At 33.5% G+C, this 16,296-nt stretch carries 19 protein-coding genes and 1 tRNA gene; 8 read left to right on the top strand and 12 right to left on the bottom strand.

The window, feature by feature from the left end:
* Nucleotides 1–94: 94 nt before the first annotated feature.
* From AOG55_RS03245 to AOG55_RS03230, 4 genes are read left to right on the top strand one after another with little or no spacing between them, the layout of a single operon-like run.
* Nucleotides 95–772 carry a hypothetical protein gene (locus AOG55_RS03245; RefSeq protein ID WP_236688960.1) on the top strand — a complete coding sequence of 226 codons (678 nt, stop codon included), beginning with the start codon at nt 95–97 and terminating at the stop codon, nt 770–772.
* Between the two features lie 46 nt (nt 773–818).
* Nucleotides 819–1,532, top strand: a complete 714-nt coding sequence (locus AOG55_RS03240; RefSeq protein ID WP_054963842.1) for an alanyl-tRNA editing protein — start codon at nt 819–821, stop codon at nt 1,530–1,532.
* A gap of 27 nt (nt 1,533–1,559) precedes the next feature.
* The gene (locus tag AOG55_RS03235; RefSeq protein ID WP_055040879.1) at nt 1,560–2,699 is read left to right on the top strand and encodes a hypothetical protein; all 1,140 of its coding nucleotides are present in this window, start codon (nt 1,560–1,562) and stop codon (nt 2,697–2,699) included.
* 56 nt (nt 2,700–2,755) lie between these two features.
* Nucleotides 2,756–3,286: a 50S ribosomal protein L16 gene (locus AOG55_RS03230; RefSeq protein WP_055040878.1), complete on the top strand. Its 531-nt coding sequence runs from the start codon at nt 2,756–2,758 to the stop codon at nt 3,284–3,286.
* Between the two features lie 102 nt (nt 3,287–3,388).
* Here the strand turns inward: AOG55_RS03230 and speB are convergent, their stop codons facing one another.
* From speB to AOG55_RS03195, 8 genes are all read right to left on the bottom strand, one after another.
* On the bottom strand, nt 3,389–4,306 hold the full coding sequence (speB, locus tag AOG55_RS03225) for an agmatinase (RefSeq protein ID WP_055040877.1): 918 nt from the start codon (nt 4,304–4,306) through the stop codon (nt 3,389–3,391).
* Entirely contained in the window at nt 4,264–4,653 is a 390-nt protein-coding gene (locus tag AOG55_RS03220) for a translation initiation factor IF-5A (protein ID WP_048101721.1), read from the bottom strand. Before AOG55_RS03220 ends, speB begins: the two co-directional genes overlap by 43 nt.
* A gap of 99 nt (nt 4,654–4,752) precedes the next feature.
* Entirely contained in the window at nt 4,753–6,012 is a 1,260-nt protein-coding gene (locus tag AOG55_RS03215) for an amidohydrolase family protein (RefSeq protein ID WP_055040876.1), read from the bottom strand.
* Between the two features lie 30 nt (nt 6,013–6,042).
* On the bottom strand, nt 6,043–7,605 hold the full coding sequence (locus AOG55_RS03210) for a DUF5591 domain-containing protein (protein WP_048101723.1): 1,563 nt from the start codon (nt 7,603–7,605) through the stop codon (nt 6,043–6,045).
* Nucleotides 7,606–7,645: 40 nt separating this feature from the next.
* Nucleotides 7,646–7,861, bottom strand: coding sequence for an LSM domain-containing protein (locus AOG55_RS03205; protein ID WP_048101724.1), 216 nt, complete (start codon nt 7,859–7,861; stop codon nt 7,646–7,648).
* Between the two features lie 11 nt (nt 7,862–7,872).
* On the bottom strand, nt 7,873–8,031 hold the full coding sequence (locus AOG55_RS09555) for a hypothetical protein (RefSeq protein WP_169749789.1): 159 nt from the start codon (nt 8,029–8,031) through the stop codon (nt 7,873–7,875).
* Nucleotides 8,018–8,590, bottom strand: coding sequence for an exosome complex RNA-binding protein Csl4 (locus AOG55_RS03200; protein WP_048101725.1), 573 nt, complete (start codon nt 8,588–8,590; stop codon nt 8,018–8,020). The genes AOG55_RS09555 and AOG55_RS03200 overlap by 14 nt, the downstream gene beginning before the upstream one ends.
* Nucleotides 8,591–8,929: 339 nt before the next feature.
* Complete coding sequence (locus AOG55_RS03195; protein WP_048101726.1) at nt 8,930–9,904, bottom strand: class I SAM-dependent methyltransferase; 975 nt, start codon at nt 9,902–9,904, stop codon at nt 8,930–8,932.
* A gap of 81 nt (nt 9,905–9,985) precedes the next feature.
* On the opposite strand from AOG55_RS03195, the gene AOG55_RS03190 reads away from it, so the two are divergent.
* Genes AOG55_RS03190 through AOG55_RS03180 form a run of 3 tightly spaced genes read left to right on the top strand, consistent with a single transcriptional unit; the run spans nt 9,986 to nt 12,529 of the window.
* Entirely contained in the window at nt 9,986–10,936 is a 951-nt protein-coding gene (locus AOG55_RS03190; protein ID WP_048101727.1) for an alpha/beta hydrolase-fold protein, read from the top strand.
* Between the two features lie 53 nt (nt 10,937–10,989).
* Nucleotides 10,990–11,841, top strand: coding sequence for a hydroxymethylbilane synthase (gene hemC, locus AOG55_RS03185; RefSeq protein ID WP_048101728.1), 852 nt, complete (start codon nt 10,990–10,992; stop codon nt 11,839–11,841).
* A complete protein-coding gene (locus AOG55_RS03180; RefSeq protein ID WP_048101729.1) occupies nt 11,828–12,529 on the top strand; it encodes a uroporphyrinogen-III synthase in 702 nt (233 codons plus the stop codon). Before hemC ends, AOG55_RS03180 begins: the two co-directional genes overlap by 14 nt.
* 2 nt (nt 12,530–12,531) lie before the next feature.
* Here AOG55_RS03180 and AOG55_RS03175 read toward each other — a convergent pair.
* From AOG55_RS03175 to eif1A, 4 genes are all read right to left on the bottom strand, one after another.
* Nucleotides 12,532–12,606, bottom strand: a tRNA-Met gene (locus AOG55_RS03175).
* Nucleotides 12,607–12,651: 45 nt separating this feature from the next.
* The gene (locus AOG55_RS03170; RefSeq protein ID WP_048101730.1) at nt 12,652–13,200 is read right to left on the bottom strand and encodes a KH domain-containing protein; all 549 of its coding nucleotides are present in this window, start codon (nt 13,198–13,200) and stop codon (nt 12,652–12,654) included.
* Nucleotides 13,193–13,957: a serine protein kinase RIO gene (locus AOG55_RS03165; protein ID WP_231563424.1), complete on the bottom strand. Its 765-nt coding sequence runs from the start codon at nt 13,955–13,957 to the stop codon at nt 13,193–13,195. Before AOG55_RS03165 ends, AOG55_RS03170 begins: the two co-directional genes overlap by 8 nt.
* The gene (gene eif1A / locus AOG55_RS03160) at nt 13,947–14,276 is read right to left on the bottom strand and encodes a translation initiation factor eIF-1A (RefSeq protein ID WP_055040880.1); all 330 of its coding nucleotides are present in this window, start codon (nt 14,274–14,276) and stop codon (nt 13,947–13,949) included. Before eif1A ends, AOG55_RS03165 begins: the two co-directional genes overlap by 11 nt.
* A gap of 183 nt (nt 14,277–14,459) precedes the next feature.
* Here eif1A and AOG55_RS03155 point away from each other — a divergent pair, with 183 nt between their 5' ends.
* Nucleotides 14,460–16,208, top strand: a complete 1,749-nt coding sequence (locus AOG55_RS03155; protein ID WP_054964417.1) for an APC family permease — start codon at nt 14,460–14,462, stop codon at nt 16,206–16,208.
* Nucleotides 16,209–16,296 lie beyond the last annotated feature (88 nt).

Below are 16,296 nucleotides of genomic sequence, written 5' to 3'. Positions count from 1 at the left end.
TAAAAATAATTAACATACAATGTATTATTTAATAAAATATGGATATGATGGAAAAAAATTTTGCGGCTTTCAGAGAAATAATGGGGAAAATAGCGTGGAAAACACCATAATTAACGTATTAAAATCGCATAATATTTCGGATAACATGGAAAGTGCGGCGAGAACAGACAAATATGTATCCGCGGCGGGCAATGTTTTTCTCATAGAATCCAAAATTGATATAATTAAAATTTTAAAAATTTTAAATTCGCAGATAAAAGACATGTATTTTTACCAGTATGCAGGACTCAGTGAATATTTTAATCCCAGATACTGCACATTAAAAAAATATTCATACGTATTGGATGGGGACTATGATATTGAAAAATTTATGGTAATGCTAAGAAAATTTGAGGGCACACATGATTTTAGAAATTTCTCCAGAAAAGACTACAGAAACACTGTAAGAACAATAAAAAACATAGATTATTACCAGCACAATGGTTTTTTTATCATTAATTTTTATGCCAGGAGTTTTATATGGCACCAGATCAGGGCGATAATGGGTTTTGCGATGAGATACTATGAAATGGATTTGGATCCATTTGCATTTAAAATCAACAGCGTTTTTCTCGCAAGCCCTGAAAGATTAATTTTAATGGACATATTTTATGAAAATATAACATTTAGTGATTTCAATTCATCCTATCTGGATGGAAAGATTACGAAAAAGTTAACAGATATAAACGTAAATAGAGTGATATATTCCAGAATTCTTTATAAATTCCAATAAAGAAAATGAAAAATAATATTATATATAAAAATGCCCTTAAGTAATAATGGAAACTGAGAAATTATTTTTAAAAGATTCATACTTAAAAGAATGCGACAGTAAGGCCGTTACTGTTGAGTTTACTGATCTGACAGTGGATAAAACAGTTTTTTATCCCACATCATATGGCCAGCAGAATGACAAGGGAGAAATAGAGATAGAGGGAAAGAAATATTCCATAGTGGATGTCTGGGAGGATGGACAGCTGGTGCACCTTATTTCACTTGATACATATCCACAAAATCTTGATGGAGTAAATATACATCAAAGCATAGACTGGAATATAAGATATAACCACATGAGGTACAGAACTGCATTATTTATTATAGGTGGCCTGGCCTTTAAATTTTATAATGCAAAATCACGCATCAGCCAGACCTATGAAAACTATGCATGGATAGATATATACATAGATAATATAAAGCAGGACATAATTGACAGGCTTATTGATGAAACAAATAGGATAATTAAGCAAAATCTTCCGGTTGAAATTAAGTATGCAGACAATAATGAGTTTTCAATAGATAAACAAATGTTTGGATTCTCAACAGGAAGTATTCCTCAGGATGAAAAGTTGCGTGTGGTTAATATACCCGGGCTTCCATTGCAGGCTGATTACGGCCTGCATGTCAAGTCAACTGGAGAAATAGGGACCGTGGAATTTAAGACTTCAATGGTTAAGGGAAAACTTGACAAAAGGCTCACAATAACATTGAAATAATTATTAATTATATTTATTTGGATATAAATGGATGAAATAACAATAATAGACAGAATTAACAGGGCCTTTGCCTGGATAGGCATAGTGATAGCCTTTGGATTCTTTCTTTTTCTTATGCCTCAAACATTTTTAAGTGCACATTCAATAAGCCACATATCACCTGCTTACTATTACCTCTATGGAAGGGTGAGCACAATAGATGTTTATATTATTCTTATAATATCCATTATACTCATATTTGCATCTCTCTCCACGATTTTTTTAAAGTTAAATATATCATCGAGCTTTGATGCAGACATTAATAAAAATTTCTACATATTTTTTTCAGTTTACATCATGATTTTAATGTTTTCTTCGCTTATAATAGAAACCATATACCCAAAAATTTCAAGTTCTGCAGTTTATAAATACAGGTTTGGAGTCCAGAATTTTATATTTTCAGTAAGCTCTGTTTTTCAAATCATATTTCTTGAGATAATACCAGTTTCCATTATTTTAATTATTTATATGATAATATCAAAAAAATTAAGTGTTAATTCATTTTTATTTCCGTATAAAAACGTGAAACCCTTAATTCCTGTAATCATGATAATTGCTGCAGGTATTTCGGTATTTATTACCAATTATAATATATATGAAACAACTCTAATATATATTAATACACTCATACTTACCTATATTTATTTGAGATTTGGCATGCTCAGGGCATTGCTGGTAAGCTTTACCTCATCAGGACTGGAACTGGCAGAATCGTTTTTTGGTTCCAACCATGTGATTTCTTATATAATTGCCTTTTTCCTCCTGATATGGGCATTTCTTGGTCTGTATAGCATAACCATGCTGTATGCAAAAACCATTGAGGAAAGGAATAAAAAAATGGCAGAGGAAAATTCCAGGAACGGTAATGATAAGAATATTGATGCGGAAAATAACACCATCAATAATATTAATGAAAATCCGCAGAATGCGGAAATATTAAGAAGGCTTAATTCAATGAATCCTGAAAAACTATGGGTAAGGAGTGCGTGCAGCAACTGTGGCGGTGTTGAATTTAAAATAAATGATGATTTTTCACTTGAATGTGTTAAATGCGGCAATGTAATTCCTGCTGATGCGGATGGTCCATATAACATAGTGATAAATCAGTACGGAAATGTCAAAAGATAACTTTTTTAAATACTATAAATGTTTTTATATTTATTTGAATTTATGAATGGATTATTATGGTAACTAAACCAGCAAGAATGTATTCAAAAATTTCCGGTCCAGCATACACGAGAAAAGAGTTTATGGGTGGGGTTCCATATCCCAAGATAACAACATTTGTGCAGGGAAACCAGAAAAAGGACTTTGATATAGAAATGCAGCTAATTGCAGATGAGACATGCCAGATAAGGCATACAGCCCTTGAGGCTGCAAGGATATCGGTAAACAGAAAGCTTTTGGATGCGGTTGGTGCATCCGGATATTTCCTCCATATAAGACCATACCCACATCAGGTTATAAGAGAGCATAAAATGGCCACAGGTGCTGGTGCAGATAGGATATCAAGCGGTATGAGGCTTGCCTTTGGAAGGCCAGTTGGTACTGCCGCAAGGGTTCACCCTGGAGAGATAATTATGGTTGCAAGGGTTGATGCTGCAAATGCAAAATTATTAAAGGAGGCTTTAAAAAAGGCTTCCATAAAGCTGCCCACACCATGCCATGTTGTTATTACCAAGGGCAAGGAACTCTCAGGTAAACTTGGCATATAAATAATTCAAAATTTTTGGCATTAATTTTTATAATAATTTACATTATAAAGATAAAATCATATTTTTATTTCAATGGCCAAGGATAGGCATTGTGTAAAAATTTTATTTAATATTTTTATTTAGAATTGCTTTTTCCCTGCTTGCAATAAAATCCTGTATAAGCTTGGCGGCAAGCATTGAGGTGTTTCCATTGTCATACAGTGGTGTCATTTCATTAATATCAAAACCTATAATTTTATCTGAAATTGATGTTAATATCGACCTCACATCCACTGAGGAAAGACCGTATGGTTCAGGTGTTCCCACGCCCGGTGCATATGCAGGGTCTATGCCATCCATATCTATTGAGAAATAAACACTATCAGATATGCTGTTTTTAATTTCGCTTATAACATTTGATATTCCAGATTCGCGCACCTCATTTGCTGTTATAAATCTTACCTTTTTATAGTCAGGCGATGTGATTTCCTCAAGCGAGGTGGATCTTGTACCGACAGAAATTATTTTATTTGGGCCCAGTATTTCAAGGGCACGCCTTGTTACACATGCATGATTATATTTATTATCAAAATAAGAGTCACGAAAATCTGAATGCGCATCAATTATTACCATTGATACATCCTTAAGATTCCTTAGTGCACCAACGGTAATTGAATGTTCACCGCCAATCATTACAGGTATTTTTCTATCATTAAAAATAATTCTTGTTACATCCTCAACCTCACTAAGTACATAGGAAACATCCTCGTAAACAGAAAGGTCCCCAAGGTCAGAGATTTTACACTGTGTTAAATCTATACCATAATTTGGCTCAAACGATTCAAGGTTATCATATGCAATTCTTATGGAATTCGGTGCAAGTCTAGAACCACGTCTGTAGCTTGATGTATTATCAAAGGGAACCCCAAAAATAACATATTTTGAATCCTCGTAATTTTCTATTGCATCTGCAATTTTAAGATGAGAAAAATGGTTGCTCAATTCTGCAGCATGATTTTTCTCTTTCCCATTGCCTCCCAATATGGCACCTCCATTCCTGGTTTTACCTTATCAATGTCCTCAGGATCAAGCGGTATAATAAAGGTCTCGAATGTTTCTGTGTCCATAAGCTGTGCCTCATTATTTGTTATCGATAGCACCTGCGCGTTCTTCTTGACAATTATTGGAACCTTTACCTTATGCTTAACCGGATAAACTACACTGTGTTTTTGTCCATCAAAAACGCCAATTGCAACAATTCGCCCTTTAGCCTCACCATGCTTTCCTGGCTTAGACATTGTAATATCAACTATTCTGCAGGGTGAATCATCAATTAACATGTATCTTCCTACTTTTAATTCACGTACTTCAGCTTCAGTCCAACTCATAATTAATCACAGGTTAATATTTTAAGCCTTTATATATTTTTATATTTTACTTTTGAATATAAAAACTGATTTTTGTTATATTTAAAGCCCATAAAAAATTTATAAATAATTAAGCCTTGCAAATTTTTCTGGATCAAATCCGGATATATTCCCATCATGTTTTAAAATCCTGCCATTGACAATGACAAACCTAACATTTTCAGGTGTCGCAGAAAATATGATATTATTAATTGCGTTATTTTCATTGGATGGGATCATATTAACTGCACGCCCATCGATTATTATTAAATCTGCAAGATATCCGGGCTTTAATATGCCTATATTTTCACCAAGGGCCTTACCAGCATTTCTGGTAGCCATATCAAGTATCTGTTGGGATTTAACAGTGTCTGCATTCCATCTATCATTATTAATCATCAGAGATGAAAATTTCATTTCCTCAAACATATTCAATGAATTATTGCTTCCTGAACTGTCTGTTCCAAGGGATATATTTACATTATTGGCAATCATTTCAGGTACAGGCATTGTACCACCGGATGCGAGCTTTGCATTGCTTACTGCATTCCATGATACCTTTGTTCCACTTTTTGCCAGCATTTTAATTTCATTTAATGTTACCCAAACCGTGTGGGCTGCTATAACATTATCGTCAAGAAAGTTTATTTTATAAAGATGCTCCACAGGCCTTTCCCCATTTTTTTTAACAAAATCATAAACTTCCTGCCGGGTTTCTGAAAGATGTGTATGAATTTTTACCCCATATTTTTTTGATATGTCCTTTACGCGGTAATAATTTTCATCAGATGATACATAAATCCCCTGAACGCCTATTAGTGGTTTTACGGTGTCTGCGTGGGTTTGCTTAATAAAATTTTCTGCATTATTTACAGGTTCCCCCTTCTGCGTTGTAAATTCCCTGTCGAGTGTTGCCCATGCAAGATAGGCCCTTATTCCTGTTTTTTTAACAGCACTTTCTATGATGTCCTCTGAGTAATATAAATCAAGGAATGAGGTTATGCCACCATTAATCATTTCATATATTCCAAGCAATGATGAGTTAAATATCCCATCGTCTGTCCTTTTTGAATCAAGTTCCGATGTTTTATTTAGAAACTCATTAAGTTCCATATCATCAAGTAGCCCCTTAAATCCTGTCATGGCTACATGTGTATGGGTATTAATAAACCCCGGCAAAACCAGTTTATCTGTTGCATCTATAATACTATCGAAATTCCCACTGGGCATTTCTTTTCCAACATATGTTATTAAATTTCCATTTATTGCTATATTTCCTTTGAATATTTTTCGTTCGTCGTCCTGTGTTATTATTATACCATTTTTAATGAGTATATCCATGACAGTCTATATTAAAATATATTATAATTTTTAGCCTCTAACCTTTACTGCCATACCCTCATTAAGATTAATCATGGCGCTTGATGGCATTAATGCCGTTCCCACACCACGTATTTCATTGTTATGAACAAGGACAACCTCATCATATGGTTTTATATCATCGGTTGCATTATTTATCCCCATAGAATAAACGTATGATGTGGGTTTAAAATCTTCTATGCTTACAATGAACTTATTGGCATTTAAAAAAAATGGTGCAGAATTTTTTGTAATTGTGAATTTACCTGACTGCTGATTAAAAACAAAATAAACCTTACCGTTGTTTACAAGCATATCCTGGTGAAAATTATTGACAAGTTTAAGATTTTTAACATAATCATATATCCAGCCACCAAACTGATATTTTAATACAGAGATATAATCATTGAATACATTTCCCCTTGTTTCTGATGTCTTTGTTATTTTTTCCAGTTCAATATAAAGTCTATCGAGATTAGAATCATCTGTTACCCTTCCATTTATTACAGTTGAATTTTCTGGCAGAATGTCTGAGATAAAATTAAGGTCATCAGGGTAATATCCAATTATGTAATCATATTGATTTTTTTTAAGATAATTTTTTAATAGGTTTTTCATCATTAATTTCTCATCCTCATACCATAAACCTATAACAGGTATATCATAAAACCTTGCAGGATAACTGTTTTCAAGTTCTCTTGGGACAAGCCCAACCGGTGAGGTTACAATTAATTCGTGCAAATATTTTCTAAATTTTGATATTTTCTGTATGATTTTTTGATGGGTTTTTGATAATGAGTATGGTTTTTTTGCAGAGCATGGCAATATTAATGCTATATTTCTACCAGCAGGTTTTTCATAATTTTCTATATTATTCCTGTATCTAACTATATCTGGCCTTGTCAGTGATTCAATACTGTTGGCCTTAATATATGGTGTTATCGTGGGAAATATATTTTCCATATTTTTATAATATTTTTCGTCCATTATCCTTAGCAATTCAAGGGCAAGACTTGATATTTGAATTTTTTCAACAACCTCCCTTAATGTTCCATCCCGTATTGAATCAAATAATGATTCAAGCATACTTTTAACAAATACAATGTTATCTTTCAAAGGATCATAATCAACCCTGGACTTTCCTGTCATTGAATATTTTATTCCATCAAGACTCTCCACTCTAATGTAGATGTCGTCAAAAATATTAATTCCCATGTAAACCAAAACAGGTATTAAATATGGGTCTGACACACCCTGAAGGTATATTAATTTGCTGTAACCATATTTCTCCCTTAAATTGATTATATAATCAGCAAACTTCGAAGGCCTCTGAAGAAGTTCTATTCCGTTTATGACTGTTATTATATTGCCGGTAACTATTTCAGAAGATCTTTCAAGAAATGCAGGATAATATATTTTTTTGTCTATTCTTTCCCCGAGAACCTCAATGTAATCTGAATTGGATTTAAATTCATCAGATGTGGTTTCAATAAGTGCAGGAAATTTAATATCTTTGTAAAATCCTGCATGTGCAAATCCGAAAATATAATGATTATCCTCTATTTTTTTAGGCATGCACACCTATTAAAATAAATTATATAATCTTTTTAAAAAATTATTTTGTTGTTATCCTTACAACATTGCTGCCTCGGATAACAACCTTTCCAATTTTTCTCTGGGTCTCTCCATTTTCTTCAGCGTCGTCCAGTGTCATGTTCATGTATTCATCATAACCTGTCAGAATACCCTCAAGTGTTCTGTTGTCTTTTAGCAATAGCGATACCTTTTTGTTCAGACTCTCCTCAAGCATTTTCATTGGTAATAGTGCCATAATTTTTCACCTCAATTATACTCATCTTCATCATTAAATTGATCATTATGATCCATCATAACCTGTATCAGTCCGCTAAGGACCTCCTTTAAGCTTTCAAGCTCCTTCCTCATGTCAGTGACCTCTTTCGTTAACTCCTGCATATTTTTTACCTTCTCAACTTCTTTCACAATTATCACCACTTATATTTATATTTCCATAATCACTGGCTATCTTTCTTGTTTCTATTCTCTGGCAGTTGGTACAGTAAAGCACATTATTTTTCAATATAAGTTCATTGCGGCATATCAGGCATCTTGTTTTTAAAACTCCAAGATCGGTATTAAAAATTGTAACATAAATGGGTTTAACAGATGTTACCTTTGCCCTAACTATGTCTCCAAGGGAGATTATATGTGTATATCCGGATTTGCCCTGCACAGGAAGCATTAATTTTGCCTCATGATCCACTGGGTGCAATTTCCCCCCCTCGTTAATAGCGTAAAGCTGTATAATTGCGTCCTTACCATTTATTTTTATAACCTTGCCATACACAATGCTTCCAACGCCAATGGGTGTCTTTTTATTACTGCCAACAACCGATATTGTAAGGTTTTTGTCATCCCTAACTATTCTCCCCAGCTTGGTAGCAACAATGTTGCCATCGTATGGTTCTGTGTTCTTCCCGGGGAGGTATTCCTCCTCTTTAGCTATGATGTCTCCGGGAAGTGCTATATCTGAATCAACCATTATTCATTCCTCCAGCTTATATTTATTTTATATTTTATATGTTAGGCTTAAGTTGCTTCTTAAATGACCATGAATAGATATTGGCTAAACATTTTTAAATATCTATATTTAGCATTGGTTCACCAAGCCCATATATAGAATTTAATAAGTATATAAATAGATTTTGATGAACTATATGCCATAATGTTTAACAAAAAAATTTATTCAGTCTTTTATGTTATTATTTCTTAATTTTAACATATCATTAATGGCCGGAAGCGGTATAGATATTCATTAGAATTCATTCTATCAAAACTTTAAGTGATGATTTGTATTTATACCTGCTTAGATTATAAAAAATCATAAACAATTATATACCTGAAATAATGAATTAACATGCACAAGTTCGTGAGAAACAGATTTAACTATTTTTATATTTTTCACGGATATTATATATCCTAGCCTTCTTGCATTTTTAATTATTTCTTCTGGCCTTTTTATTTTTCCTCTCCTTTCCAAAAAATGCATGGATAGTAAAGTGCCCCTATGGCTATGGATTAAAGCCTGCGCTAAAAATTTTGGTGATTCAAAATTTCCCATTATTATATAATCGGCACTCACATCAGGACATTTTGCCCGGGAATCACCTAAAAATATTTCAGGTTCATAAATAATACGATTCAGTTTTAGATTTCTCTTAAAATATTCTATTGAATCGGGATTAATATCACATGCAATCAATCTCTTTGGATTGCCATATTTGAGTACAGGCATTGAAAAATAACCAATGCCACAGAACATATCAATAACAGTTTTATCTTTAAAATCAATTTTGCCCATCTCTGTTCTTATATTTATGTTCCCAGGTGAAAACATTACTTTTGCCGGGTTTAATGCATATTTAACACCATTTTCAACTATAATGGTATCCTCATTCTTCCCGCATAAAAATTTAATTGAGGGTATTCGCATTTTCCCCTTAATCTTACCGGTAAAAATATAGGCGTTTTTTGCATGATATGCATTGCAGTATACCTCTGCAATTCTTTTATTCACACGTTGATTTTTATTAAAAATAATTGAATCACCAAGTTTTATAAATTTAGGGGTATTGTTAACCCTTAAACCCAGGTTTGACCTTATAATATTCTCAGGTGTATTCTTTAATTTAAAATCGTGCTTAATGCAATTGCCTGTATCCTTCTTTACTGGTATATAAACAAACTGCCCATCATGATCTATAATGCATTCCTCTAAAATGAGACTAACAGACCTTAATTTTTTTATAATTTTGCCAGCGCTGTTTTTATCAACTTTTATACACCATTCTTTCATTAAAAACAGTATTATATTTGAAATAAAATACTATTACATTGAAATCACATAGTTCTAATATTTTTTAGTAATATTGAAAATATGTTGCTTAATCAAAAAATGGTTACGGTGCATGGAGACTCACTGAAGGGCAATTACCTAAATGATGATATCGATAGAGATGTTCTGGTATTTTATCCGGATAAAATTGTTGATGGCGCACCACTTTTAATAGAGCTTGCAGGGTTAAACGGCACGCCTAAACTACACAACCGTTTTGCAGAAATATTAAACTCACTATATAAAAAAAATTTGCTTGGAAATTCAATAATAATTAACCCAAATTTTTCAACAAAATATCATGTAAATCAGTATATAAATTCACCTGCAGTTGGTAATTACGAGGATTTTATAATTAATGACCTTATACCACAGATTTCTGATATGTTTCACACAGGGAAGGTGGCACTTTTTGGAAAATCATCAGGTGGTTTTGGTGCATATACACTTGCTGTGAGGCATCCTGACATAATAAGCGGATTTGCGAATCATTTTGGTGACAGCTGTTTTGAATATGTTTACATTCCAGATATGCCAATTGCATTTAAGGAATTAAGAAATAAAAAACTTAATGAATACATAAAAGAGGTAAGTTTAAAAGATGATTTAACCGATAATGATATTAGAACATTAAATATTATTGGAATGTCGGCATTTTATTCATATAATGAAAATACAGATTTAAAACTTGAACTACCATTTGATCTGGAAACTGGAGGATTTAACAATGATGTATGGCAGAGGTGGCTAAAATTCGATCCATCCAAGAATGTTGATAATTATATATCAGAGTTAAAAAAGCTGGATGCGATTTATCTGGACGTTGGAATCAAGGATGAGTACAGCCTATTTATAGGTATGAATGTTCTGCATAAAAAAATGGAGAAATATGGTGTAAATCATATCTTTGAAGAATTTAATGGAGGACATTTTGGAAACAGCAAGAGGTATGAAAAATCATTACCTTATCTTGTTAACAGATTGTCATTATGATTAATAATACAGTAATTGTAAATTATATTGTAAGATATAAAAAAGGGATATAAATGAACATAAGACTGGGCACAAGAAAAAGTAAACTTGCAATGATTCAGGCTGAAATGGTGAAAAATCAGCTTGAGGCTCTAGGGCATGATGTTGAAATTTTTGGTTACACATCAAAGGGTGACCTAAATACAGATACACCGCTCTATAGAAGCTCAACTACAGGTGTTTTCGTTGATGAGCTTAACAATTTAATACTTGATGGTAAAATCGATATTGCGGTTCACAGCGCCAAGGATATACCATCCATAATAGACCCAAATCTTGAAATAAGTGGTGTCCTAAGAAGAGATGATTACCATGATATATTCATATCAAAACTACCGCTGGAATCCATGCCATGTGGATCAGTTATCGGAACATCAAGTATGCGGAGAATAAAGGAAATACAGGCAGTTAAGGGCTGTTTATCAATAAAAGACATAAGAGGCAATATAGATACAAGGATTAAAAAGTACAGAAACGGTGATTATGATGGCATTATTATTGCAAAGGCCGCCTATGATCGCCTAGGACTTAATGAGAATTATTTTATGCTAAGTGAGGATAAATTTGTGCCTGCTGCAAATCAGGGAATTATAGCAGTTGTATCAAAGAAGGACTCTGTATTTTCTGATATAATCAGGGAAATAAACGATGGGGAAACATATAATAATTTTTTAATAGAAAGGGATATAGTCAGGAATTTAAATTTGGGGTGCTCAATACCGGCAGGAATCCTATCAAAGAATGGCAAGATATTTATGAGGTTCTATTCATTAAGAAATTCTGATTACAGGGATTTTTTTTACATTAACAATAACATAGGATATAATGAAATCAGGGAGGTGCTAAAAGAATATGGTTACGCGTAAATTCATAATTACGACACGCCCGGAGAACAAGGTTGTTAATTATAATACAAAAAACATTGATGTAATTAATATACCCTTAACTGAAATGCATCCAATTTTACCTGATTATAGTACTGCTGAGAGGATAAAAAAGATGCCCCCAGATGTGGTGGTATTAACAAGCTCCTTTGGGGCGGATGTTTTTTTTAAATATTATATGATCTATTTCAAGATTGATCCAGTATTCATTGCCATTGGTAACAGCACCGCAGCGGAAATAAGAAATAAAGGTTTCAATCCCATTATTCCTGAAGAAAGGGATTCATATGGTATTATTAATCTTTTAAAAAATTACAGGGACAAATATATAGGCCTCTTTAGAAGCACGGCATCAAATAAAATAATTTACAATTTCTTAAGAGAAAACCATTATAATTTCTCCGAATTTTTTATATATTCACTGAGAATAATTGAGAATAATATTGCTTCCTACTGCGGGATGGAAAACTGTGATGGCATAGTATTAACCTCATCGCTAGAGGCAGAAATTTTTTTAAAAGTTTGCCCGAACCCAAAAATTAAAATTTATCCAATAGGAAAGGTAACGGATGATACATTAAAAAAACATGGAATAAAAACATGCACAACTGGAATTGAATCAGATATAAAGGAAATAATAAATTACATAGACTCAAAAAAACTGGAATAGAATAGCGGGGAATGGATTTGAACCATTGATCTACGGGTTATGAGCCCGTCGGGATCTCCTGACTACCCCACCCCGCTTTGTTACATTATTTCAGCAAGGAATATAAACTTTAATAATTTTAATTAAAATGATTCTTCCATCTTTCTGAATTTTAATTCACCCGCATTTTTTTCAAGATATGAGTAAACAGTTTTGTGCTTTCTACCCTGAAGGAGCATATTTATTGCTTCCCTGCTGTACTGAATTGATATGTAATCACCTATTATTGAAACAGTGTTGCCCATTACAGAAATATAGGTTCCTGTGAGGGTTTCTATTATATCCCTGGTTCTGCCCTCCCTGCCTATAATTCTCCCCTTAAGTTCTGTTGCCCTTTTTGTATTTCCATTTGTAAACTCTTTTATTGAAATAACCATGAACTGCATATTTTCCTCAAAGAGTATCATTGCCTTTTCTGGATTAAATCCGCGGGCTATGGCCTGAACAACATTAAATGCCAGAAGTGCCTTAAGCGGGTCCTTTTTTTGATATACAGTTACAGTATTATTTTCGCTGTCTATAAATATTTTCACATCTCCCATTTGTTCTATTTGATTTCTTACCGAACCATTCTTGCCAATTATGACGGCAACTCTATTTTCAGGGACTTTTATACTCCCTGCCTCAATCATTAACATCACCTGTTATGTAATTAAATAAATATTCATCATCACATTTAACATTTTTCCTTGAAAAAAAGTTATTTATATTCTTTATATCCCTTCTCAAAAATTCCAGGGCCATTGGGTGCTTCACAGATACTGACTGCCCAACATCAATGATGTAAGGATTGTTTCTGTAAAATAGAATGTTATACTCGCTTAAATCTGCGTGCACAAGATGCGCATCTTTATACATTTTCCGCATGAATGTTTTTATTTTTTCATAAAGTGCATTAAAATCTGTTTCTATATTTTTTATTTGCTTTGCAGGTTCTGTTCTTGTACCTATATATGATATAAGTAGTGCGTTTTTATAATAGCCATATGGAATAGGCACTTTTATCCCTGATTTTTTCATATCCTTTAAATTTGTATACTCCTTTTGTGCCCATATATATACTAAATTGGTTCTGTTTATTCGCTCTTTTTCAAATCTATAATCGCCTTTTATATAATCCATGGTATTTGAAAACTTTAATGTTGACATTTTGTATATTTTTAATGCATATGATTTTTTATTCATGCCAACTACCTTAAATATTAAAGATTCCTTGCCACTGGATATTGGGAAATCAACATAATCTATTGAATATTTCTTAATAAGATAGTATACAGCATTTAATGTTCTTCTATCAAATACCAATCCGTATGTTTTTCTATCCAGGTTTAACCTGTTAGAAAACTCGTCGTTATCTATTAACTGTTCAAGTGCAGATTTATCGCTCATTGAATACATCTATTATTTCAAGAAGCATCCTATTTCTGCTTAAATATGCAGCCTGTGTTCTTGTATATCTATAAACTATGTCCCCCTTTTCGTTTTGGAAATCCCAGGGTTTTACAATAACAAGATCTCCCTCACGAATCCACATCCTTTTCTTCATTTTTCCAGGTATTCTGCAATTTCTTGAAAGCCCATCCTCACACATTACTGTTAATCTTGATGCCCCTGAAAGTTTCTCAACAATTCCGTATATTTCCCCTTTTTTCTTATTCGGCGTAATTACCCTTGTTATATTTTCATCATTATTCTCTTCATCATTCATATATAAATACATAATTGGTTACATCAATATAAATATAATCAATTTTAACAATGGTAGAAACCAGAATTTTGTATTTATAGTAATCTATTTTAATTGCATAATTTTTATTCATTTTTAAAAAATTTAGTCAAATAATCGATATGCATTAAGAAAAATTTATATATAAATGCTATATGTTCTCATATGGCTGAGTCAAAAGCTGAAGAAAATGTCATAGCAAATAGTATGAAGCAGGATAAAAGATTAAGGAAAGCTTTAAATACATGGGATTTGTATTTCCTTAGTCTTGGTGGTATTATAGGTTCCGGATGGTTGTTTGCAGCCGCCGCCTCTGCGGGTACCACAGGCCCTGCAGCAACATTATCATGGCTGATAGGTGGAATACTTGTCTTATTTATTGCACTGGTTTATGCGGAACTTGGTTCAATGATACCGCGTACAGGTGCAATTAGCAGGTATGGCCATTATTCCCATGGTGGGGTTGCAGGTTTGTTCTTTGGATGGACCTATTTTCTGTCTGCAGTATCAGTTCCAACCATAGAGGCTGAGGCAGTAATAACATATGCAAGTTCCTATATACCAAGCCTAGCATACAGCGCCCCAAACCCACTTAATCCATCCGCAACGGTTACATTATTAAGTGGCCTTGGCATAGTTCTTGCCGCAATATTGATAATTGGTTTCTTTGGTCTTAATTATGCAGGGGTAAAATTAATGGGAAAGACAAATACAGGAATGACATGGTGGAAATTAATAATACCAACAGTAACCATAATTATGCTTGGATTTCTGGTATTCCATTCCTCCAATTTCACCAATCCTGCACTGGGTGGATTTTTACCAACAGGGAACACATCATTAATATTTGAGGCAGTTTCAACTGATGGTATAGTTTTCTCATTCCTTGGTTTCAGGCAGGCCCTTGACTATGGCGGTGAGGCAAAAACACCACAGAGGTCAATACCAATAGCCACAGTATTCTCAGTTTTAACAGGGATACTTGTATATGTGCTTTTACAGGTCGTATTTATAGGTGCGGTTAACCCATCAGATCTGGCAAATGCCGGTGGATGGTTTGGACTTGTGGCCAATCACCCGACTGCATATGCCAAGGCCGTATCTGCAGCACCATTTGCATTCCTTGCAAAATCAAGTGGAATACTTGCACTTGTAATACTTACATACATACTTTATGCTGATGCTTACGTTTCACCTGCAGGAACATTAAACGTTTACGCCGGCACATCCACAAGAACATTATTTGGCCTTGCTGAAAACGGATACTTTCCGGCCGCATTATCAAGGGTAAGCAAAAAAACAAGGGTGCCAATAATACCAATTATAGTTTCAGTAATAATAGGGTTAATATTTTTAGCACCTTTCCCCAGCTGGTATGCCCTTGTTGGTTTAATCACAGGTGCCACAGCATTTACATACATAGTGGGCGGATCGGCCCTGATGGTATTTAGAAGGGAGGCAGATGAACTTAAAAGGCCATTTAAATTACCATATGCAAAGGTTCTGGCACCAATAGCCTTCATAGGTGCAACACTTATAGTTTACTGGTCTGGCTGGCCAACGGTTGGAATACTTTCCATAGGAATATTCCTTGGCATAGCTGTTTATCTGGTTATGCTGGCAACGAAAAAGGTTGTAAATGTATTCACAAAAGAGAATATAAAGGCAGGATACTGGGTACCATTATACATACTTGTACTTGACGCACTGTCATACCTTGGCGAGGCTGATTATGGAGGGACCAACACATTCCCGTATCCATATGACTTTATTATAGTGATACTTGTTGCAATAATATTCTATCTGCTATCAGTACATTCTGGATATAAGACCGAGGAAATTTCAGACATAATAGAATCAGGCACACAGTACATACAGGAAGAGGAGGAAACAACATCAGGCGGAGCAAAATAAATTTTTTATTATTTTATAATAAATTTTAATATAAAATAGTAGCAACTTTAATTTTATGATAATTTTATACCTTAATATTCATGATTAA

Origin of the sequence: Acidiplasma cupricumulans, assembly GCF_001402935.1 — an archaeon.
GTDB classification, from domain to species: domain Archaea; phylum Thermoplasmatota; class Thermoplasmata; order Thermoplasmatales; family Thermoplasmataceae; genus Acidiplasma; species Acidiplasma aeolicum.
Note: the sequence above shows the minus strand (reverse complement) of the source record. Positions and strands in the feature narration are given on the sequence as shown.